This is a genomic window from Paenibacillus sp. CF384 (assembly GCF_900106745.1).
In the GTDB taxonomy this organism is placed as follows: domain Bacteria; phylum Bacillota; class Bacilli; order Paenibacillales; family Paenibacillaceae; genus Paenibacillus_Z.
The window spans coordinates 23,753-44,917 of sequence record NZ_FNNV01000010.1 but is presented as its reverse complement, the minus strand read 5'-3'; the positions used below and the strand labels follow the sequence as shown (position 1 = coordinate 44,917).

The 21,165-nt window shown below is 50.9% G+C and carries 20 protein-coding genes; 14 read left to right on the top strand and 6 right to left on the bottom strand.

The genetic code is table 11. From position 1 onward, the window contains the following. Window positions 1–47 precede the first annotated feature (47 nt). Together BLW29_RS17065 and BLW29_RS17060 are read left to right on the top strand one after the other, a co-directional pair. The gene (locus BLW29_RS17065; RefSeq protein WP_090981737.1) at window positions 48–1,373 is read left to right on the top strand and encodes a CapA family protein; all 1,326 of its coding nucleotides are present in this window, start codon (window positions 48–50) and stop codon (window positions 1,371–1,373) included. A 5-nt stretch (window positions 1,374–1,378) separates the two neighbouring features. Then, on the top strand, window positions 1,379–2,113 hold the full coding sequence (locus tag BLW29_RS17060; RefSeq protein ID WP_090981735.1) for a glycerophosphodiester phosphodiesterase: 735 nt from the start codon (window positions 1,379–1,381) through the stop codon (window positions 2,111–2,113). Window positions 2,114–2,458: 345 nt separating this feature from the next. Here BLW29_RS17060 and BLW29_RS17055 read toward each other — a convergent pair whose 3' ends face one another. Then, window positions 2,459–3,616, bottom strand: a complete 1,158-nt coding sequence (locus tag BLW29_RS17055) for an HD domain-containing phosphohydrolase (protein WP_090981733.1) — start codon at window positions 3,614–3,616, stop codon at window positions 2,459–2,461. Window positions 3,617–3,739: 123 nt separating this feature from the next. On the opposite strand from BLW29_RS17055, the gene BLW29_RS17050 reads away from it, so the two are divergent. The 6 genes from BLW29_RS17050 (at window position 3,740) to ssuE (ending at window position 11,087) form a co-directional block, all read left to right on the top strand. After that, entirely contained in the window at window positions 3,740–4,588 is an 849-nt protein-coding gene (locus BLW29_RS17050) for a DUF92 domain-containing protein (protein ID WP_090982056.1), read from the top strand. A 221-nt stretch (window positions 4,589–4,809) separates the two neighbouring features. Then, a complete protein-coding gene (locus BLW29_RS17045; protein ID WP_256208693.1) occupies window positions 4,810–5,532 on the top strand; it encodes an ABC transporter ATP-binding protein in 723 nt (240 codons plus the stop codon). Beyond that, entirely contained in the window at window positions 5,510–6,556 is a 1,047-nt protein-coding gene (locus tag BLW29_RS17040) for an efflux RND transporter periplasmic adaptor subunit (RefSeq protein WP_177186685.1), read from the top strand. The genes BLW29_RS17045 and BLW29_RS17040 overlap by 23 nt, the downstream gene beginning before the upstream one ends. A gap of 32 nt (window positions 6,557–6,588) precedes the next feature. Continuing rightward, a complete protein-coding gene (locus BLW29_RS17035; RefSeq protein WP_090981729.1) occupies window positions 6,589–9,465 on the top strand; it encodes an ABC transporter permease in 2,877 nt (958 codons plus the stop codon). 3 nt (window positions 9,466–9,468) lie between these two features. Continuing rightward, window positions 9,469–10,353, top strand: a complete 885-nt coding sequence (locus BLW29_RS17030) for an ABC transporter ATP-binding protein (RefSeq protein WP_090981728.1) — start codon at window positions 9,469–9,471, stop codon at window positions 10,351–10,353. A 173-nt stretch (window positions 10,354–10,526) separates the two neighbouring features. Then, entirely contained in the window at window positions 10,527–11,087 is a 561-nt protein-coding gene (gene ssuE, locus BLW29_RS17025; RefSeq protein ID WP_090981726.1) for an NADPH-dependent FMN reductase, read from the top strand. 63 nt (window positions 11,088–11,150) lie between these two features. Here the strand turns inward: ssuE and pepF are convergent, their stop codons facing one another. The 3 genes from pepF to BLW29_RS17010 form a co-directional block, all read right to left on the bottom strand. Then, complete coding sequence (pepF, locus tag BLW29_RS17020) at window positions 11,151–12,941, bottom strand: oligoendopeptidase F (RefSeq protein WP_090981724.1); 1,791 nt, start codon at window positions 12,939–12,941, stop codon at window positions 11,151–11,153. Window positions 12,942–13,128: 187 nt separating this feature from the next. Continuing rightward, a complete protein-coding gene (locus BLW29_RS17015) occupies window positions 13,129–13,308 on the bottom strand; it encodes a hypothetical protein (protein WP_090981722.1) in 180 nt (59 codons plus the stop codon). A gap of 96 nt (window positions 13,309–13,404) precedes the next feature. Next, window positions 13,405–13,638 carry a hypothetical protein gene (locus tag BLW29_RS17010; RefSeq protein ID WP_090981720.1) on the bottom strand — a complete coding sequence of 78 codons (234 nt, stop codon included), beginning with the start codon at window positions 13,636–13,638 and terminating at the stop codon, window positions 13,405–13,407. Window positions 13,639–13,838: 200 nt separating this feature from the next. On the opposite strand from BLW29_RS17010, the gene BLW29_RS17005 reads away from it, so the two are divergent. The 3 genes from BLW29_RS17005 (at window position 13,839) to BLW29_RS16995 (ending at window position 15,999) form a co-directional block, all read left to right on the top strand. Next, window positions 13,839–14,777, top strand: a complete 939-nt coding sequence (locus BLW29_RS17005; protein WP_256208692.1) for a methylenetetrahydrofolate reductase — start codon at window positions 13,839–13,841, stop codon at window positions 14,775–14,777. Between the two features lie 126 nt (window positions 14,778–14,903). Then, window positions 14,904–15,101, top strand: coding sequence for a cold shock domain-containing protein (locus BLW29_RS17000; RefSeq protein WP_090981718.1), 198 nt, complete (start codon window positions 14,904–14,906; stop codon window positions 15,099–15,101). Window positions 15,102–15,273: 172 nt separating this feature from the next. Continuing rightward, window positions 15,274–15,999 carry a YebC/PmpR family DNA-binding transcriptional regulator gene (locus BLW29_RS16995; RefSeq protein ID WP_090981716.1) on the top strand — a complete coding sequence of 242 codons (726 nt, stop codon included), beginning with the start codon at window positions 15,274–15,276 and terminating at the stop codon, window positions 15,997–15,999. Window positions 16,000–16,057: 58 nt separating this feature from the next. Here the strand turns inward: BLW29_RS16995 and BLW29_RS16990 are convergent, their stop codons facing one another. Next, window positions 16,058–17,209: an MFS transporter gene (locus BLW29_RS16990; protein WP_256208691.1), complete on the bottom strand. Its 1,152-nt coding sequence runs from the start codon at window positions 17,207–17,209 to the stop codon at window positions 16,058–16,060. Window positions 17,210–17,211: 2 nt separating this feature from the next. Further along, window positions 17,212–18,546 (bottom strand): multi antimicrobial extrusion protein MatE, encoded by a 1,335-nt coding sequence (locus BLW29_RS16985; protein ID WP_090981712.1) that lies wholly within the window; start codon window positions 18,544–18,546, stop codon window positions 17,212–17,214. Between the two features lie 113 nt (window positions 18,547–18,659). Here BLW29_RS16985 and BLW29_RS16980 point away from each other — a divergent pair, with 113 nt between their 5' ends. From BLW29_RS16980 to pfkA, 3 genes are read left to right on the top strand one after another with little or no spacing between them, the layout of a single operon-like run. Further along, a complete protein-coding gene (locus BLW29_RS16980) occupies window positions 18,660–18,974 on the top strand; it encodes a hypothetical protein (RefSeq protein WP_090981710.1) in 315 nt (104 codons plus the stop codon). Between the two features lie 32 nt (window positions 18,975–19,006). Continuing rightward, the gene (locus BLW29_RS16975) at window positions 19,007–20,089 is read left to right on the top strand and encodes a tetraprenyl-beta-curcumene synthase family protein (RefSeq protein WP_090981708.1); all 1,083 of its coding nucleotides are present in this window, start codon (window positions 19,007–19,009) and stop codon (window positions 20,087–20,089) included. A gap of 51 nt (window positions 20,090–20,140) precedes the next feature. Beyond that, the gene (gene pfkA, locus BLW29_RS16970) at window positions 20,141–21,109 is read left to right on the top strand and encodes a 6-phosphofructokinase (protein WP_090981706.1); all 969 of its coding nucleotides are present in this window, start codon (window positions 20,141–20,143) and stop codon (window positions 21,107–21,109) included. Window positions 21,110–21,165: the final 56 nt, after the last annotated feature.

Here is a 21,165-nt window from a genome sequence, read left to right as displayed (position 1 = left end):
GTGTATAATGAAGGGGTCATCGTTTGAAGAAAAGGAGCCCAACTACTATGCCCGTATCCCGCTCTGAATCTCGTCAACATCAGAAACAACAACGTGCCCGCAGAATGAAACGCCTGTTTGCGATCAACCTTGTCCTGCTGTTAATTATCGGTGCACTTGCGGTCGTTTATGTGGTGCAGCGGCAAGATGGCAAGGAGAAGCTGAACAATACGGCTGCCGGAAGCGATAGTGCGGGACAAACCGCCAATGCAGGGAACGAGTCCGGCACTGACGATCAATCGCCTGATCAGGCGAATACAGATGCCTCCGAGACGCCGGAGACGGATGACCCGACAGAGGGACATACAACCTATGAGCCTATTTCGGAGGATGAACCTTCGTCCGATAATGAAGCTGCAACGGGCGGCACAGTGACGCCGGCTGCCGGGGAGCGAGTGAACTTATCTTTTACAGGTGATGTGTTGCTGGCAGCTTCCGTAGAGAAGCTCATGCTTAAGAACGGCTATGAGTACCCGTACGCGAAAGTATTGAACCAGCTGAAGACGCCGGACTTGATGGCGGTTAATTTGGAGACGCCAGTTACCCTGCGCGGTACGCCGGCAGAGAATAAACAATATGTCTATAAATCATCGCCGGATGCGCTGCCTGCCTTGAAGGCAGCCGGCATCGATGTTGTTAATTTAGCCAATAATCATACGCTGGACCAAGGTGAAGAGGGGCTGCTGGATACGATCGGCCATCTCGATGAAGCGGGCATTCCCAATATGGGCGCCGGACGCGATGAGCTGGAAGCATTCAAGCCCGTTCTGCTGGAGGCTAAAGGGATCAGCGTTGCGTTCCTTGGCTTGACGAGAGTGATCCCAGTCGGTTCCTGGAAAGCTACGAAGGATCATGCAGGCTTAGCGGAAACCTATGATTCTACACGTGCGGTTGCTGCAATTAAGCAGGCGAAGACGCAGGCCGACATTGTCGTCGTCATGGTGCACTGGGGAATTGAGCGCGAGGATTTACCGAATAACGATCAGAAACGGTTAGCACATGAATATATTGATGCAGGGGCAGATTTAGTCATCGGCAGTCATCCTCATGTTCTCCAAGGGTTTGAGTCGTATAAAGGAAAGTGGATTGCCTACAGTTTAGGCAATTTCATATTCAGCGGCATGACGCCGGACACAACGAAAGACACCGGCGTCCTTGATGCAGCCTGTAATGTGAAAGGCGATTGCTCGTTGAAATTTCAACCGATGCGCGCGGTGCAGTCGCAGCCGGCTCCCCTGGCAGGCGAAGAGGGAGTCGCGCTGCTGAAGCGTATGTCGAGTATTTCCTTCCATGCAACAGTGGATGAAGCAGGGAACATTCAATCGAAGGAGTGAAGCTGATGTTGAATCCGTGTGTTGCCCACCGCGGAGCTTCAGGACTTGCGCCGGAGAATACGATGGCCGCTTTTCGGGAAGCGCTTAGTTTTCCGTTCGTGCAGTGGATCGAGCTTGATGTACAGCTGTCGAAGGACGGCATCCCCGTGGTCATCCACGATGACTCGCTTCGGCGAACGGCAAGAGTAGCAGGTCGTGTACATGAATTCACGGCAGAGCAGCTTGGCAAGATGGACGCGGGCAGCTGGTTCGATAAGTCTTTCGCAGGCGAAGGCATCCCGACGCTTCAGCAAGTGGCAGACGCAACAATCGGCCGCTGCCGACTTAATGTGGAGCTCAAAACTTACGGCAACCGCTACCCCGGCATGGAGAAGAAAGTGGTCGAGCTGCTGTACAAGAACGGTCTGCAGCATGATGCCGTCATCACCTCCTTTGACCGTGAGGCGCTGCGAACCGTGCGTGAGCTGACTAAGGAAGTCCGGACCGGACTTATCCTGGATGCGTCACCTTGGACGCTGACAATGGATTTGGAGCGCTTAGGCGCAAATTTCTTATCTGTCGGCTATACGCGCGTAACGGATCAGCTGCTAGCTTCCATGCGCGCTGCACGAGTGGATGTCATGGCATGGACCGTGAACGACGCGCCTATGATGAAGCGGCTCGCCGCGCTTGACAGCGCGCTTATGATTTGTACGAATTATCCGGATCGCTTCGCGCAGGCGAAGAATGAAGGCATTTAGCATGCCCTCGCTTCTGCGAATGCTGCAGGAAATGCAACATTTCCCGTCTGAAGGACGCTATTGCGGCCTAATGTTGCATAAAAGGCAACATTACTAGAAGAATCAGCCGCATGATCACTGCAGGAGGATATTTGTTGCATAATGCGCAACATTTCCGCTGATAAAGCTCTATTGGCTATGAAATGCTGCTTATTTCGCAACATTTTATTGCGAAGGTAAGTGTGCAAACGGCTTTAAAAAAAGAAACCCCCGTTTTGAAAAAACGGGGGTTTCTCTACAATCTGACGGTGGTGGTGCTGAGCTGTGTCTCTGCACTACCACCTTCGTTTTATTTATACCAAATGACTATGTATCGCGGAAGCGATCTCGAATATCCAGAATCGCAGGGAGCTGCTCCATTAAGACATCAACCAGCTTCGGGTCGAAATGATGGCCGCGTTCCTCTTGGAATAGCTGCAGAATTCGTTCAAGCTCCCAAGCCTTCTTGTACACGCGCTCGCTGCCGAGCGCGTCGAATACGTCCGCAATGGCTGTAATCCGACCGTAGAGATGGATGTCCTCTCCGCCGATACCTCTTGGGTATCCTTTGCCGTTCCACTTCTCGTGATGCTGATAGGCGACGATTGCTGCTGTTTTGAGCAGCTCGCGGCTGGAGGATTTGAGCAGATTATAGCCGATATCGGTATGCAGCTTCATTTGATCGAACTCTTCCTCGGTTAGCTTACCGGGCTTGAGCAGGACAGAGTCGGGAATGGCCACTTTGCCGATATCATGCATGGGCGAAACCATCTTGAGCAATTCAGCTTCTTCTACAGGTAGTCCGTACCCGATGGCGAGCAAGTAGGAATATTCCGCTACCCGCTTGACGTGGTTGCCGGTTTCTTTGGAGCGGCTTTCGCCGATTTCCCCCATGACGGTAATGATTTCGCGCTGCGTCGCGACGATTTCCTCATGGAGAATAACCGATTCAAGCGATTTGCCGGCGTAGGAGGCTGCCAACTTCAAATGCTCGAGGTCGCGCTGCGTAAAGGCAGCTTGCGGCGTCAGCTTGTTAATGGCTTGGTAAGCACCGATTATCGTTCCGTCATTGCCGACGAATGGCACGGTGATCACCGATTTCGTTCGATAGCCGGTACGGCGATCATTCTCGTCATTATGACGATGATCGCTGTAAGCGTCGTCGATTAATAAATAATTGCCTGTCTCGATGGAATGGCCGACAAAGCCGGTACCGAGCGGAATTCGGATTTCATTGACGCCATGGGCGATGGTTGTAAACAGTTCTCTACGGGCATGGTCGATGAGCCACACGGTACATCGATCTGCCATAATCATCTCGCGGCCCATATTGGCCATAAGCAGGAGTACGCTCTTTAGGTTTCGCTCTCCGCCGATTTTGGCGGTATAATCAAATATAATACGAAGCAGCTCTTCCGGCGTCCGTTCTTTAGCGGCATCAGACAGTGGGGGACTTTCATCATGACGTTGATGACGATCATACATATGCAATCGAACGCTCCTTAAATGACAAAAAAGTATATTCTTCGACGGTAACAATTCAACAAAACTTTATTGAATCCTGCTTAAGCTTATGTAAAAAATGGAGTATGGAGCGTGAAAGAAACGATGATCGATATTTGGAGTTCCGATATAGCGCGGCTGGCAGCGGGGATCGTAGGAAGCACGGCTATCGCACTGGCAGCCTATCGGCTCCGCTCCTTATCGGGGAGCGGGGCTGTTTCGGCTGCCGTTATGGGGACGGGTTATGTGGCTTTAGGCGGACCGCTATGGTTCGGCGCGCTGCTGGCATTCTTCTTATCCTCTTCGCTGTGGTCCAAATGGAAGCGAAGACATTCCGCTAAGCAGGCCGCCGAAGCGAAGTATGCCAAGAGCGGCCGCCGTGATGCCGCTCAGGTGTGGGCCAATGGCGGCCTGGGGCTGCTGCTGTGCGCGGGGCATGCCATCTGGCCGGCGGCAGCTTGGGTATACGCATTCGTCGGCGTGATGGCCGCCGTGAACGCGGATACGTGGGCCACGGAGATCGGCGCGCTCAGCCGCCGCGCTCCGCGTGCCCTGCTTAGCGGGCGGCGCGTCGCGCCCGGCACGAGCGGCGGGGTCACGCCGCTTGGCAGCTTCGCCGCGCTGGCCGGCGCCGCTTTCATCGGCGCAGCAGCGGCGCTGCTCCACGCCGCGCCGCCTGCGCCCGCGGGCGTCACGCCGGGCGCGCTGCTCGCCGCCGCGGCTTGCGCCGGCACGGCCGGTGCCTTCGCCGATTCGCTGCTCGGCGCGACCGTGCAAGTGATGTACCGCTGCCGGATATGCGGCAGCGAAACAGAGCGCGCCGAGCACTGCGGCAGCAGCGACGCCGTGCAGCGGATTCGCGGCTTCGCCCGGATGACCAACGACGCGGTGAATTTCGCATCCTCGGCGCTGGCCGGCTTGCTGGCGCTAATCATAGGCTGCGCCTTTTTCTAGAAACTCCCTGCGGCGCGCGATCTGAATTAAGACTATCCCAATGGATGTTGAACGAGTTATAATCAACCTAATGTTCACGTTTTTGGATGCAATTGTGTATAATTCGAGTGGTTTTTCGGGTTGACAGCCTAGGTGTCGACTAGTATTCTTACTCTAATAGAAAATTTTTACAGATCGAAATGAAAACGAATTCATAGATTCGGGAAGGAGAATGGCCGCACGTGAAGATCCATACGGCGGAATCGCCGATTGCCAGCAACCTTCCGCTGCTCCAAGCGGATAATGTGAAACGCGTATTCGGCCGCGGTGACAATTCTGTAACCGCTGTCAAGAATATTAACCTGAGGATTAACAAGGGCTCGATGATCGCGCTTAAAGGTCGTTCCGGCTCCGGCAAGACGACGCTGCTGAATTTACTGGCAGCGCTGGATCAGCCGACAGAAGGCGACGTTTATTTTAACGGTCAAATTATTTCCAGATTGCCCGAGAAGCAGCGCAGCACTTGGCGCAGAACGAACCTTGGCCTTGTTTTCCAAGCTTTCGGCCTTATTCCGCTTATGTCCGCGTACGAGAATGTAGAGTTTGGGCTTCGCATCGCAGGCAGCGATTCGAAGCTGCATAAGGAACGCGCCGAACAAGCGTTGGAGTGGGTTGGCATGAAATCCCGTATGAAGCATCGCCCGCCCGAGCTCTCGGGGGGAGAACAGCAGCGTGTTGCGATTGCCAGAGCAATTGCGCATAGACCGGTTCTACTGCTGGCGGATGAGCCTACTGCCGAGCTGGACAGCCGAATGGGGCTGCAGGTCATTAAAGTATTCCGCGACCTTGTGGAGAACCTGGGAATGACCGTTGTCATGACGACACACGACCCCGGGATTATGGAAATCGTCGATCATGTTATTGCATTGGAGGATGGAGAGATTGTCTCAGAACCTAACGCGTAAACATCGCCGCAGATCGTTCGTCAAGGAGGCTGCCGTCGTAATGGTCGCGGCTTCGCTGCTATCCGGCTGCTCGCTTCTGCCGCAGAAGCAAGTTGTCCTGCAGCCGCCGCTTGTGCAGCCTGCTGCGGAGAAGGTAGATGCCATCGAAGTGAAGAAGGCGACAATAGAGAGGAGCTTCTCCGGTGCGGCTGTAGTTGCATCGAGCAAGAATGTGCCCCTCTTCTATAAGGAAAGCGGAAGATTGAAGGAGCTTCACGTGAAGCTCGGTGATGAAGTGAAGGCTGGACAATTGGTGGCCGAGCTGGATATGGGGGATTTGGACCTTCGCGTGAAGCTGCAGAAGCTAAGCCTGGAACGTGCTCAGATCGAGTATTTCCGAGTGAAGCAAAGCGGTGTTACCGGTAATGATCTGCGCATGAAGGAGATCGATCTGGAGCGGGAACAGCTGTTGCTTGATTCGATGAATGATCAGTTTGAGTCCGCGAAATTAACGACACCAATCAACGGGATCGTATCTTATTTGGACACGAAGTCGCCGGGCGATGGGCTGAACGGATATACGCCGCTTGTGTCTGTAGCAGACCCGACGCAGCTTTACTTGATTTACACGGCCGAGGATCCGAAGCAAATTGCCGGCGTACAACGCGACATGGCCGTCCAGATTAAAGTGGGCGATAAGAAATTAGAGGGTAAAGTGCTGCAATCCCCTTCGGATGCACCGATTACGTTAAACAAAGAAATCGACGATCGCAATACGCGGCTGCTCTATATTGCCATCAACAAACCGGACAAGACGTTCGAGCTCGGCAAAACAATCGACATTCATATCGTGCTCGAGAAACGCGACAATGTCGTTGTCATACCGCGGAGCGGCCTGCGTACTTATTTGGGACGCACCTACGTACAAGCGCTGGATGGCGACCGCCGCAAAGAAATCGACGTCCAGCCGGGGATTATGACTTCAACTGAAGTCGAAATCGTCAAAGGATTAGATCCGGGCATGAAAGTGATCCTGAATAACTAATTTCAGCTCCTGAGAAGAGAAGAGGTGAACCGATGGCAATCTGGACGATGATTTTTCGTAAAATGGCGAAGAATCGTTGGCTGCAGCTTAATTTATGGTTTGGGCTTACGATCTGCGTAGCGCTGTTCAGCTCCATGCCGCTATACTCGCATGCGATTTTGCAGCGTACGTTATTTAAAGAGCTTCAACAGCTTCAGAAGGATCAGAACGTCTATCCGGGCTCCTTAAGAGCCTCTACTTCGGTTTCCGGAACGAGAAATTTTGACGAAATCAGAAGTCTGATCGGCAAAGCGGATCGGTATATGTACAATGCGCCGCAGCGCCTTGGCTTGGATACACAATCGTATATCATGTCGAGGGCAACGCAGTCTTTCAAGATACTGCCTGTCGATGCCTCCGAACGTGAGAAGAAAGAAATGAGCGTAACGGGAAGCCTTCGTACCGTCTCGGATATCGAGAAGCGGGTGCATCTCATTGACGGACGGATGCCCGATGCGAGTCGCAGCGACGGTGTTTACGAAGCGCTTGTTACGCAGAAGTTCATCATTGATCTTAAGCGTGATCTTGATCATGAGTTCGTGTATACGAATAAGGATACAGGTCAGCAGCTGCACATCATTCCGGTAGGAATCGTGGAGTCGAAACAGGACAATGCGTATGATCAGTTCAATGTGGAGTCGTATAATACGTCCTTCTATATTCCGTTCAAGCAGTTCAACCGCGATTTCATTGAGAACCAAGGCTTGTTGAAAATTTCTGTGCTTTCCTGGCAGTATTCGCTCAATTATGAACAGATGAATATCGACCGTATCGATACGTATTTGGGTCAATATACAGCCATGAACAATTATTTCAACATGCGTCTTGGCATTTCGTCAGTGGACATGCCGGCTAAGAATTCGATTGCTACCTATACGGTAAAGAAAGACAAGCTCGACATCATGCTCTGGTCCTTATATTCACCGGTCATGTTCATGCTTGCGTTCTACTTGTACATGGCAGCTAATCTGATTATTGATAGGCAGAAGACAGAGATATCCGTACTGCGCAGCCGCGGCGCAAGCCGTCTGCAAATTATGCTCGTCTTTCTGGTCGAAAGCCTCTTGCTTGGTATACTGGCGCTTGCGGTTGGCCCATTCATAGGCGTCTATTTCACCAAAATTTTAGGGGCTTCAAGCGGATTCTTGGAGTTCGTGCAGCGCTCCTCGCTGGATGTAGTACTGAACAGCACCTCTTATCGAATTGCCGGTGCTGCCGTTATTGGTTCCATTATTCTTATTCTGGTTCCGGCATTCTTGGCAACGCGTATTTCAATTGTCGGCCATAAACAGCAGATGGCGCGCTCCAACAAAATGTCATTCTGGCACAAAACAGGCATAGACATTCTGTTGCTTGGCTTTGCGGTCTACATGTTATATGGCTTTAACAATCGGATGGCCGATTTGAAGGCACTCGCACTGGACCCGAACGCGCTCCAGATGGAGCCGCTGCTGTTCTTTATGCCTGCAATCTTCAGCTTGGGAACAGGTCTATTCATTCTTCGGATCTATCCGTGGCTGATTAAGCTGGTATTCTGGATCGGGCGTAGATGGTGGACACCTGCGCTGTATTCCACCCTGCTGCAGATCAGCCGATCATCTTCGCAGTATTTAACAATCAAAGTGTTCCTTATCATGACCGTGGCAATGGGGCTCTTCAGCGCCAATGCAGCACGTACGATTAACGGGAATATGGAAGATAAGATTCAATACACGACAGGTTCGGATATCCAATTGTCCGTTCACTGGGATAACGACAAGCCGCCTCCGGCGCCGGCAGGTATGCCGGCCATGGTTAATGCGGATGATGCGGGAGCGGTTCAAACTCCGAAGGTTGTCACGTATACGGAGCCTTCGTTCATTACGATGACGGAGCTGGCCGGCGTGGATACGGCAGCGCGTGTGTTCCGCAAGGACGATGCCAATTTCTCAGCTAATGGGCAGAATGGCGGGACATCCCTATACGGAATCGATACGTATGAATTCGGTAAAGTCGCATGGATGCGCGGAGGATTGCTGGAGTACCCGATCAACAGCTACTTGAACCTGATTGCCAGTAACCCAAAGGCGGTGCTCATCTCCAGATCCATCGCTGACAAATTCAAGGTCAAACCGGGCGACCCGGTCTCTGCTAAGTGGGCAGGGCTCGACAATGCGAATTTCATCGTATACGGGATTATCGATTATTGGCCGGGATGGAATCCGCTGCCTCAGTCAGGCAACCAGGACGATCCGAATGTGCGACTGCCGAATTTAATTGTCGGTCACCTGTCGTATATTCAGAACCATCTCGCGCTTGAACCCTACGAGGTATGGATTAAGCTGAAAGAAAACGCAACGAGCTCGGTTATATACGCTGACCTCGAGAAGAAGCAAATACCGGTTGAGAAGCTGGTGGATGCCAATCAGCTGCTGATCCGCTCGAAGAACGATCCGTTCCGACTGGCGATTAACGGTGTGATGACGCTCGGCTTCGTTATATCGATGATGATCAGCTTCTTCGGTTTCCTCTTGTTCTGGGTGCTTACGTTATCGGGCAGGACGCTGCAATTCGGTATTTTACGAGCGATGGGAATTTCGTTTATGCAGATTATCGGCATGCTGCTAAGTGAACAGCTGTTAACTTCAGCCGCCGCCATCCTGTTCGGGGTACTGATCGGCAATGAGGTGAGCAGTCAGTTCGTTCCGCTGTTCCAGCTGTCCTTCAACGCTTCGGATCAAGTGCCGCCATTCGAAATTGTCCGTCAGCTAAGCGATTATGTGCAGTTGTACAGCGTCGTAGGCGTCATGCTGACAATTGGGCTAGCGGTGCTCGGCATTCGGGTTTCGCGTATGAAAATTACGCAAGCGCTGAAGCTTGGGGAGGAATAAAACATGATTCATTGCGACGGGCTTGTCAAAATTTATAAGACGGATGATCTGGAGGTCGTAGCTCTGCAAGGGCTTGACCTTCATGTTGAGGCCGGCGAGCTGATGGCGATTATCGGCAACAGCGGCAGCGGTAAATCTACGCTGCTGAACATGCTGGGAGGACTTGATCGCCCTTCCGCCGGTAAGCTGCTTGTGGACGGTAAGGATTTGCTTAAATTTACGGAACGCGATCTGGTCAAATACAAACGGGAGACGGTAGGTTTCGTATGGCAGAGCAACGCGCGCAACCTGATTCCGTATTTGACTGCGCTGGAGAACGTGGAGCTGCCGATTCTGTTGAAAGGCCGAGGTAAACGGCTGCGCGCGCTTGAATTGCTGGAGGCGGTTGGTCTAAGCCACCGTATTAAGAACCGGCTAAGCGAGCTCTCTGGTGGCGAGCAGCAGCGGGTAGCCATTGCCATAGCGCTCGCGAACGAACCGAAGCTGCTGCTTGCCGATGAGCCGACAGGCTCGCTCGACACGCGCATGTCCAATCAAATTCTGGACCTGTTCCGGGAACTGAACAGCAGAATGGGCATCACGATTGTTATCGTTACGCATGACCCATTGCTCGCGCGTAAGGTTGACCGGGTCGTAGCGATCCGCGACGGCAAAACATCTTCTGAGATCATCAGACGGCAATCGTATGCGGAAGAACTTGCGGCGCTTGCGAACGGCAGTATCTTCGAAGCGGAAGAAAGCCATGTGGAATATGCCGTTATCGATAAAGCAGGGAGGCTGCAAATCCCGGCTTCGTATCTGCAAGCGGATGAATTCAAAGAGAAGAATAAAGTGCGGGTAGAGATGGAAGAAGGCCGCATCATTCTGTACCCGCCTGAAGCCAAATAATGGGATGCAATCCGGGAAGATTGCCTGTTACCGTAGAGGTAGAGGCAAGTCTCCCGGATTATTTTTCTTCTATTCATAGTTTACATATCGGAATTGTGTTAGTATACTAATCCCATAAGATGGATTGCCAGTGCAAGCTAAATTTAGCCTATATATCGGGAGTGTGAGCAGCAATGCCGAAAGTAGTCATTATTTCAGGAAGTCCGAATCCGATATCTCGTTTGAATGGCTTGACCGATTACGCCGAAGCCAAGCTTCAAGGGCTCGGCTGGGAAGTGAGCTCGCTGCATGTAGCCTCGCTACCGGCAGAAGATCTCATATTAGCCCGCTGGGACAGCCCCGCGATTAAAGATGCCAATAAGCAGATCACTGATGCAGATGCGGTCATTGTAGCTAGTCCGGTGTACAAAGCTTCATTCACAGGTGTGCTCAAGACCTATCTGGATTTGCTGCCGCAGACCGGTCTGGAAGGGAAGGTAGTGCTGCCGCTGTTCATTGGCGGTACGATTGCTCATTTGCTAACGATCGATTATGCGCTTAAACCGGTACTATCGGCGTTATATGCGCGACATGTCTCTGCAGGCGTATATGCCGTAGATTCACAAATCAAGAAGACGGAAGCCGGCGGACTGCAGCTGGATGAAGAGCTCGTTCAGCGCTTGGACGGCGCTGTGGCTTCGTTCGCTGAAGCGACCGAATTGTTTGCTTCGCTGCGGACGCCGTCCCAGCCGTAATAACTGCGCAAAGAGAAAGAGCAGCCGGCTCGGCTGCTCTTTCTCTTTTATAACTAGGGCAGCTTAAGAAGTCAGCTGCTCCATTTGCTCGATCAATTGTTCGAACACGCTCATCGCTTGCTCGATCGGTTCCGGTGTCGACATATCGACGCCGGCTTTCTTCAAGATATTGATGGAGTAGTCGCTGCCGCCGCTCTTCAGGAAGCCGAGGTAACGCTCAACCGCAGGAGCGCCTTCCTCCAGAATCTGCTTGGAGAAGCTGGTAGCTGCGGAGAAGCCCGTCGCGTATTTGTACACGTAGAAGCTGGTGTAGAAATGCGGGATACGTCCCCATTCCATCTCGATGTCTTTATCGATGACCATGCCGTCGCCATAGTACAGCTTGTTCAGGTCGTAATAAATTTTACTGAACTCCTGCGGCGTCAAGGACTCGCCTTCCTCTGCGCGCTCGTGAATGATTTTCTCGAATTCAGCGAACATCGTTTGACGGAAGACCGTTGTGCGGAACTGGTCCGCATAGTAGGTCAGCAGGTACATTTTTTCTTTCGGATCGGTCGACTTCTTCAGCATGTAATCCATGAGCAGCGCTTCATTGAGCGTCGAGGCCACTTCGGCCAAGAAGATCGTATATTGCGCGTCGCGGTAATCCTGATTGTTGTCGGAATAGTAGGAATGAAGCGCATGGCCCATCTCGTGCGTCAACGTGAACATGCTGTTCAAGTTATCCTTGTGGTTGAGCAGCACGTACGGGTGCGTGCCGAAAGCGCCCCAGCTATATGCGCCGCTTCGTTTGCCTTCATTCTCGTAGACGTCGATCCAGCCCTTATCGAAACCATCCTGCAGGACCGACAAATAATCGCTGCCGAGCGGCTTCAAGCTTTCGCTGACGGTTTTCTTCGCTTCCTCGAAGGTGATGTCCATTTTGAACTCATCTACAAGAGGAGCGAACAGGTCATACATATGGAGCTCATCAACCTTCAGCAACTTCTTGCGAAGCTCCATGTAGCGATGCATGAGCGGAAGATACTTGTGAATGGTGCCGATAAGATTCGTATACACTTCCTTCGGAATGTTGTCTCCATAGAGCGACATTTCGAGCGTAGAAGGATACTTGCGAGCGCGTGAATAGAACAAGTTCTTCGTTACATTGGCGCTAAGCGTGGAAGCGAGTGTGTTCTTGAGTTTGCCGTACGTGTCGTACATCGCTTTAAAAGCACCTTCGCGCACTTCACGGTTCTTGCTCTCAAGAAACTGTATGTAACGACCATGGGACAATTCAACTTCTTCGCCGTTCTCGTCTTTCACTTTCGGGAATTTCATGTCGGCGTTGTTCAGCATGCTGAAGATCGTGCCCGGAGCTTGGCTGATGTTGCCGACCTGCGCGAGCAGCGCTTCTTCGGATTTGGAGAGCACATGCGCCTTCTGGCGGCTCATTTCTTCCAACGTATGGCGGTATTTCGCGAGATCCGGGTTGTTGATCATGCTTTGGAGCGCTTCATCCGAGAGGCTAAGCACCTCAGGGGTAATAAACGAGAGCGCTTCGCCGGTTTCGACACTCAGCTTCTTCGATTTGTCGGAGAGTGCTTGGAAGCCCGGCTCTGCCGTATCCTCGTGATGCTTCATGTTCGCGTACACGTAGAGTCGTTCTACTTTGAGAGACAGCTCGTCCTCAAGCTCGAAGCAAGCTTTGAGCTGCGCAGGGTCCGCTAATTTTCCTTGATAAGCTTCTACTTTCTTCATCTGCTCTTTCGCTTGTGCATATTCCTTGTCCCATGCGGATTGATCCGCGAAAATGTCCTCCAGCTGCCAGCGGTGCTCAGCTGCGGTTTCGGAACGTTTTGGTACTTGGTTCATGGGAACCCTCCTCGCATGATGGTTGGTAGATGTGGCGGAATCAGCAGAATGGGGTGCTTCACGCTGCAGGACGTTAGCTTGACTGGAGTGCAGCAGTGAGAGCGATAATAGAATCGGCAGCCATTTCACGCTAGAAGTCACGCTCCCTGAAAGGTTGTGACTCTAGTTTGACCCGGCAGGCGGTTCCTTATGTCCCCATCGTTGTCAAACTGTACACGATCAGGAAAAAAGCAAATGCAATAAAGACGATCGCTGCAATGGCAAGTCCTCTGCGCAAGCTGGGCGGAATATTATTCCGCTGCATGATGATGACGATTCCGAGTGAAAAAGCGGCAATGATGAATATAATCGTAGATGTCTTATCCACCTAAATGTAGCTCCCCTCCGCACAACCTATGCAGGTTGATACATGGTTATGTTCGATACGCAGGATGAATTTTCCTCCTGCATGCAAGCCTCGAATTTAAACCGATCTGAAGGCTTCCATAATGGCTGTGAGCTCTTCTTCGCGGCCGGAGAAATCGGATGGACGGAAGCGGTTCTCAGCCCAGTGCAGCATTTCCGGGCGGCTCACGAACGTGTGGCATTCTTCGCCCCATTGATCGTTGATTTCGCGTACAATGAGTGTTTTGCCTTGTACTTCAACGTTCAACATATTGTATTTATCTGTTTTATAAATTTGAACCTTCTTAAACATAAGGACCATCCCTCTCTGTAAATAGCTTGATGCTTCATACAATGATAGCCATAAAATAGGGTAGAAATCAAATATTTCATGGTCTCATGCTGTCAGCTGAAGCGGCTTTAAGGGGAGAAAAGGAGAAATGGATTTGGTTCGCGAATTACCTATGAGGTCGATCGAACAGCTTGTGAATTATAGTCGAAGGAAGTGGAGAAGTGGATAGCTTGCTCAGAGAGAGAATTGTCAGAAAAGAACCGGGCATCATTACATATGGCATGACACCGCCTAAAGAGTCGCATACGCCGGATAAGATCGCCGAAATCGCTCAGAAGCAAATCGAGCGACTGGCTGGTTTACACATAGATGGCTTAATCTTGTATGACGTGCAGGAGGAGAGCGATCGCATCGATCAAGATCGGCCGTTTCCTTTTCTGCGGACAGTGGATCCCACGAAATACAGCAAGGAGTACTTAGGTGAATTATCGGTTCCCAAAATCATTTATCGCTGTGTAGGCAACTATTCATCGAACCAGTTCTCGGAATGGCTGCAGGCAGAAACAGATCAAGACCGATTCTCCGTATATGTGGGAGCCTCATCAAGCAAGCAGGCCACGAGCATGCGTCTTCCGGAGGCTTATGAGTTGAGTAAGCGCATGGACCCGAACCTCAGCTTCGGTGGTGTCGTGATACCCGAAAGGCATACGATGAAGAACGACGAGCATCTTCGTGTGGTTGACAAAATGAACAGCGGCTGTCAATTCTTCATCTCACAGGCAACCTACAATATTGAAGCGACGAAGAATTTCTTGTCCGATTATTATTATTACTGCAGAGATCAGGAAATCGATATGGTCCCGATCTTAATCAATCTTGCGCCTTGCGGTTCGCCGAAGACGTTGGAATTTATGAAATGGCTTGGCATCAGCATCCCGAAATGGCTGGAAAATGATTTGAAGCATTCCAGAGACATTCTGGATAAATCCGTCACGCTGTCCCATCGCATGTTCGAAGAAATTTTCGATTTCGGACTGGAGAAGGGGATTCCGCTCGGGTGCAGCGTAGAGAGTGTATCAACAAGAAAAGTTGAAATTGATGCTTCAGTAGCCCTTTTGAATGAAATCAGAGCGACGATTGCGAAGAAACTGGTCAAGTAACCATAAATTCTATTACCATAACTTGTCCTTTTTGTCAATATTTGATTGCAAACCACTTCCGTCGCGTGTATACTAAAGCAAGTCGCCCGGTTTCACGGTCGCGCTCATTTTTAGGAGGTTGTTCATTTGAAAGGAACAGTTAAATGGTTTAACGCAGAAAAAGGCTATGGCTTCATTCAAGTAGAGAATGGCGAGGACGTGTTCGTACATTATTCCGCAATTCAAGGCGAAGGCTTCAAGTCGCTGGATGAAGGTCAGTCCGTAGAGTTCGATATTACACAAGGCAATCGCGGGCCGCAGGCGGCAAACGTTACCAAACTGTAAGCTATGCAGCTTCCGCCGGGAAGCTTCTCATACGTAAACGCTATAGATGAACCCGACATGATGTTGTCGGGTTTTTTTTATTTGGTTGTGAGCCTTTGACCTTAACATGGACAAGATGATAAACTGTTGATTGGAAATTATTTTACCTCTGCTAAGGAGCGAATAAGAGCTTATGAAATTCAAATTGTTTAAAGACCGTAAAGGGAAGGCCGATCAGGCTAAAAATAATAAATTCGTTAAGCTGGCCAGAGAGCTTTACGTTCATGCACGCAAAGGCGGACCGAACCCGGAGTCGAATTTTGCATTGAAGAATACGATCGCGGCAGCTCGCGCCGAGCAAATGCCGACGGACAGCATTGAACGCGCCATCAAAAAGGCTGCGGGAGCCAATGATAGTGTGGAATACGAAGAAATCATGTACGAAGGATACGGCCCGGGCGGCACGGCAATCATGGTCCGCTGCTTGACGGACAACCGGAATCGCACGGCTGCCGATGTGCGTTCGATCTTCAATAAACGCGGCGGCAACATGGGCGAGAGCGGCTGCGTGGCCTATATGTTCGACCAGAAAGGACTGCTCGTCATTGACCGCGAAGAGCTGGACACCGATGAGGATACGATGATGATGCAAGCGCTGGAAGGCGGAGCAGAGGATGTTATCGTCAACGAGGAAAGCTTCGAAGTCATTACGCATCCGCATGAGTTCGAGGCGGTGAAGACGGAGCTTGAGAAGCTTGGTCATAAGTTTGAATCGGCGAGCGTCCAGTGGCTGCCGCAAAACACGGTCGCAGCAGAAGGCGAGAATGCCGAGAAGCTGCAGAAGATGATGGATGCCTTCGAGGATAACGAGGATGTCCAAGACGTTTACGTCAACTTCGAGCTGTCAGACGAAGAATAGATATGAAGCAAAGCCCCCTCGCAGATGAAACTGCGAGGGGGCTTGTTTGTTGTGTCCGTTAAGCATCGCGATTGATGAAATGCTTCGCAAGGAAAGCAATGGATGCGACCAGTGCCAGCGTCATCGCCAGTTGGAAGAAGGCTGTTCTGCCGAACTGCTCGAAGATCAGTCCGCCGGCAGTTCCGCTGATTGCACCGGCAAACCCACTCCAGACAATCGCATAAACGGCTTGCCCGGAGGAACGGAACTCATCGGGAATGATGGAAGATAAATACCGCAGCGCCGTAACCATGTAGATCCCGAATGTTATGCTGTGCATCGCCTGAATCGGGATAATCCAGATCGGATCTGTAATTTCGCTGATCAGCCAGAAGCGCAAGGCGTACATCAGGCTGGCTATAGCCAGTAGAGGAAGCTCTTTGAATTTATGTCCGTACTTGCCGAGCAGGAAGAGGACAGGGATTTCGCTTATGGCGGACACCATCCAGGCAATGCCAACGAGTGAATTGTCCGCTCCCATTTCCCTCAGTGTCACAGCCAGGAAGCCTTCATACATCCGGTGCGCTACGGAAACGACGAGAACGATCGCGAAGTAGCTGAGGATGCTTGGCTTACGAATAAGTTTCAGGAAACCGCCAAATTCGATTTTTCGCTTCGTTCCCTGATAATCCTTAAGTGTAAAGGAAAGCAGCAGGGCGAGAGTGATTGAGCCCACAGCAAGTGGAATCGTAATTTGCGTGCCAGTTACCTTAAGCAGCTGACCAACCAGGAAAGCCGACAATGCAAAGCCAAGCGAACCGAATACTCGAATGAGCGCATATGGCTTCGAAGTAAATTGACTGGATAACAGAATCAGGCTGTCGCTCAGCGGATTGACAGGCGTCTGAAAGAAATAGAAAGCCAGCATAATGAAGCAGACCATAACGAACGCATCTGTCGTGAAGAGCAGTGAAACCATGACCAACTGTCCGAACATGAGAAGGGTCATTATTTTCTTGATCGTACGATAGCGATCGCTTGCCGTACCGAAGATGATGTTCGCGAATATCGAGATAATCGGTCCGGTTGAATAGATAATGCCAATTTGACCAGCTGTATAGCCGCGGTCCATGAAGTAGAGCGGAAAGTAGGAAACGACTAGCGCTTGCGTAGTGTAGATAACGTACATAAAGAAACGCAGCATGAACACTTCTTTAGACTTAGAACCCAAGATCATTTCACTCCAAATCTGATGCCTGTCTTAGACATGGTTTTGTCCGCATGTCCGACCCGTTTGATCGCGACAGCGATGAACAGACATTCTGCTGCTACTCCAATGGATTGTGCCCATGCACCGATTGCACCATTCCAGCCCGGCGTGAGCATAATACATAGAATAGAGGTTAATACCGTGAACACTAGATTCACGGATTGCGAGCCTAATATGATGCGTGTCTGTCCGCGCACCATGATGAGACCGTTGCCGACATCCAGCCACGGCAATGCCAGTGCGAGCAGGACGAAAGGCTGCATCGCACGAAGCGTTTCCGATTTCAGCTTTCCTTCTACGCCCATGATATGGCCGACTATGAAGTCGCCTGCCGGCGTGAATGCGAGAAGAGCGACAAGCAGCGTTGGAATGAAGCCTAGAAGCAGCGTGAATTTTCGGACGGCTTTGGGATCGATTTTATAGAAATTAAGTACAATTTGATGGAAATAAGTAAAGAAGCTTAAAGTGAGCTGTACCAGACTGGCTGCAAGCGCAAAGGATGCAATGGACAGCGCGGCGTCGCTCGTTTTGCCCAACATGATATTGATGGATGGCCCGATCCAGACCGCAATTAATGTAGAGAGCAGCAATGGACGATAGAAGGAGAAGACTTGCCTGAAGTTCTGTACGGCATGCTGTTCTACTTTCTCGGGCATTTGCTTGACCAGCGAAGAACCTTCCAGATAACTCACCAATGCTTCAATCATCATGCCGGCTAGGAAAATGACAGCGCCGACCGTACCGCTCGTGACCCCTTTATTCATATAATAGAGGGAAATGCCGTACATCCCGACAAGACGCAGCGCCATGCCGATCGTCAACCATTTGGTGCGTAAATTATAAATGATGACGCCGTGATATAAACAGCGGATGCCTGAGAAAATACTGACGAACATGAGAATTTGATAGACATCCAGGATATGCGGAACGAGCTCATCATCTGCGCCGAATAATCCTCCGAATATCCAAGTGCCGAGCGGCGAATAGCAGATAATCATGCCGAGAACCAGTATAGCCGCAAATACTAGCTGGCCAACCCGCAGCATCGCGCGGAAGGATTGCTTGTCGCGCACCAGTGCCGAGCATGTCTGGCGCAGCAAGACGGCCGGCCGTTCCGTAATGATAAGCAGACTCATCGCGATGGCATAACTGGCAATGACGACTTTCTGATTGGCAGCATGTGCCAGTGTACTATTGATAATGACATGTGAAATAGTTACGAGAGAAGCTGAAAGTCCGAGCGGCAAAAAAAAACGCCATAGCTGTCTCATCGACACAGAGCCTGGCTGTTTCCCCATAGTTCGTTCTCCTTGCAAGCGATATGTACCTCAGTATAGCATATGGCGAACAAGTTTTCGCGCTGGATTTGTACTCTATGAAATGGTACATTATTTGATGGAGGTTTTGAGACGTGAACCAATTTTTTAGTTGGAATGATCGGCTTGGAATCCCGCTTCCGGCCCTCCATCAGGAGTGGGACATGTACAGTGAAAAGGAACGTACGTTCATTGTGACAGAATGGGAGATCATTCGCGGGACGATACCTGAGCGCGTTATCGCATTTGAAGCGGTAATTAACGTAAAGCAAATTCAGCTGTTTGAGGAAGAGAACTTTGAGCGTTCATGTACCATTAACTCCGATATTGCCGAGCTGGCAAGCCGGATTAATGATTTACATATCTGGTATCGAATGAATCAAGAAATTGAAAATAAGCGCCATTCCTAACAAGCGGAGTGGAAGAAGGAGGGCGCATATCGATGCAACTATCAACTTTGGCCCGCCAAATGCCGCAAACGCCAATTCGATTAATGTACCGGGTTTACAAATATGTATTGCCGGAAGTTAGAGCCGAACTCGCAAGATTGCGTGTTATTGCCGAGCAAATTCCCGACCACGAACTAAGGACACAAGCGATCGCCAGTATGACGAGCAAGCAGTTTCATTGTGAAGGAGGAGGCATTTACGCCGCCGCCAACCTGCAGCGAAGGGATGTACTCGTACCGCTCATCGTTGCTTTACAGACAATAAGTGATTATTTGGACAACCTGTGTGACCGAAGCACATCGCTGGATGCAGATGATTTTCGACTGCTTCATCAATCGATGCTGGATGCCGTAGACCCGAACGCGCCGCTGCGTGATTATTATGCACTGCGGACAGAGCGCGACGACGGGGGCTATTTGCATGAGCTCGTTCGTACATGTCAAGCCTGTATAAGGAAACTGCCTTCCTATTCGGCTGTGCAGCCTTATGTAACAGAGCTTGTTGGACTATATGGTGACCTGCAAGTTCACAAACATATTGTCAAAGAGAGACGCGAGCCGGCTTTGCTCGCATGGTGGGAGCAGCATCGTCACCTTGCGCCGAATTTTAAGTGGAACGAGTTTGGTGCGGCGACAGGCTCGACACTGGGCATGTTTATGCTGTTTCTTGCCGCTTCTGATGAAGGCTGCGGCAGTGAAGAAGCGCTGCAAGTTCGTAACGGCTATTTCCCCCATGTTTGCGGTCTTCATATTATGCTAGATTATTTGATCGACCAAGAAGAGGATCGGATAGGCGGAGACTTGAATTTCTGCAATTACTATTCCAATCAAAGCGAATTAGTGACACGAATCGGAGACATCGTTGAAGGGGCGCGCCGAGATGTGAGCGGGCTGCCTGCTCCGAAGTTTCACCGCATGGTAATCGAAGGTCTGCTCGCCTTATATCTGTCCGATCCCAAAGTGCGGGGTCAGAAGGATGTGCAGCTCGTTTCGAAGCGGCTCATGAAGAAGAGCCCGCTCACGCGGTTATTCTTCTGGGGCAACAGCGTTGTTATTCGATTGCGTCAATTCAAATAATGCTATGAATACGGAAAGCACAGATAAAGATGAAAGAGGAGTGGATTTGCAATGTCAGCAGTCAAATCAATTGCCGTTCTTACAAGTGGTGGAGATTCCCAAGGGATGAACGCGGCGGTACGCGCTGTCGTTCGCAGTGCTTTATATCATGGACTTGAAGTTTATGGTGTGCAACGCGGCTATCAAGGCCTGCTTAATAATGATCTTCGTCAAATGGATCTTCGCAGCGTAGGTGATATTATTCAGCGCGGCGGTACGATTCTCCAAACGGCTCGCTGTAAAGAGTTTCTGACGCCGGAAGGTCAGCAGAAGGGTGCAGAAGTGCTGCGCGAGCGCGGAATTGACGGGCTAGTCGTCATCGGCGGAGACGGTTCCTACCAAGGTGCCAACAAGCTTTGCAAGCTGGGCATCAAAACAATGGGATTGCCGGGCACGATTGACAACGATATTCCGTTTACCGACTACACCATCGGATTTGATACTTCGGTCAGCATCGTCGTGGATGCAATCAACAAGCTTCGCGATACGATGACTTCGCACGAGCGTTCTTCGATCGTAGAGGTTATGGGCCGTCATTGCGGCGACATTGCTCTGTATGCCGGTTTGGCAAGCGGCGCAGAAACCATTATCGTACCGGAAGTGCCGTTTGATCTGGATCAAGTCGCAAACCGCATGAAAGAAAACTTCAGCTCCGGCAAACGTCACAGTATTATCGTTGTTGCTGAAGGCGCGGCAAGCGGTGAAGAAATCGGTAGAGGCATCACGGAGCGTTGTGGTATGGAGCCTCGTGTTACCGTTCTTGGTCACATTCAGCGCGGCGGAACGCCAACGCACAATGACCGGATTCTTGCCAGCCAGCTGGGCGACTTCGCTGTTCGCAAGCTGATGGAAGGCGACTCAGGCAAAGGCTGCGGTATTATCCGCGGTGAGCTCGTAGTGACAGACATCGATAAAGTAGTCAATACGAAGAAACCGTTCAACATGGATCTCTACAACCTGGCTCTTCGTTTATCGCAATAAATGAACTTATAGCCTTATATGCGCGTCTGCCGGGGAGAATGGACCTGAATGACTGC

What these genes read in the sequence shown, in the direction of transcription:
- BLW29_RS17065 (WP_090981737.1), top strand. Translation starts at nt 48, where the DNA reads ATGCCCGTATCCCGCTCTGAATCTCGTCAACATCAGAAACAACAACGT.
- BLW29_RS17060 (WP_090981735.1), top strand. Translation starts at nt 1,379, where the DNA reads ATGTTGAATCCGTGTGTTGCCCACCGCGGAGCTTCAGGACTTGCGCCG.
- BLW29_RS17055 (WP_090981733.1), bottom strand. Translation starts at nt 3,616, where the DNA reads ATGTATGATCGTCATCAACGTCATGATGAAAGTCCCCCACTGTCTGAT.
- BLW29_RS17050 (WP_090982056.1), top strand. Translation starts at nt 3,740, where the DNA reads ATGATCGATATTTGGAGTTCCGATATAGCGCGGCTGGCAGCGGGGATC.
- BLW29_RS17035 (WP_090981729.1), top strand. Translation starts at nt 6,589, where the DNA reads ATGGCAATCTGGACGATGATTTTTCGTAAAATGGCGAAGAATCGTTGG.
- BLW29_RS17030 (WP_090981728.1), top strand. Translation starts at nt 9,469, where the DNA reads ATGATTCATTGCGACGGGCTTGTCAAAATTTATAAGACGGATGATCTG.
- ssuE (WP_090981726.1), top strand. Translation starts at nt 10,527, where the DNA reads ATGCCGAAAGTAGTCATTATTTCAGGAAGTCCGAATCCGATATCTCGT.
- pepF (WP_090981724.1), bottom strand. Translation starts at nt 12,941, where the DNA reads ATGAACCAAGTACCAAAACGTTCCGAAACCGCAGCTGAGCACCGCTGG.
- BLW29_RS17010 (WP_090981720.1), bottom strand. Translation starts at nt 13,638, where the DNA reads ATGTTTAAGAAGGTTCAAATTTATAAAACAGATAAATACAATATGTTG.
- BLW29_RS16995 (WP_090981716.1), top strand. Translation starts at nt 15,274, where the DNA reads ATGAAATTCAAATTGTTTAAAGACCGTAAAGGGAAGGCCGATCAGGCT.
- BLW29_RS16985 (WP_090981712.1), bottom strand. Translation starts at nt 18,546, where the DNA reads ATGGGGAAACAGCCAGGCTCTGTGTCGATGAGACAGCTATGGCGTTTT.
- BLW29_RS16975 (WP_090981708.1), top strand. Translation starts at nt 19,007, where the DNA reads ATGCAACTATCAACTTTGGCCCGCCAAATGCCGCAAACGCCAATTCGA.
- pfkA (WP_090981706.1), top strand. Translation starts at nt 20,141, where the DNA reads ATGTCAGCAGTCAAATCAATTGCCGTTCTTACAAGTGGTGGAGATTCC.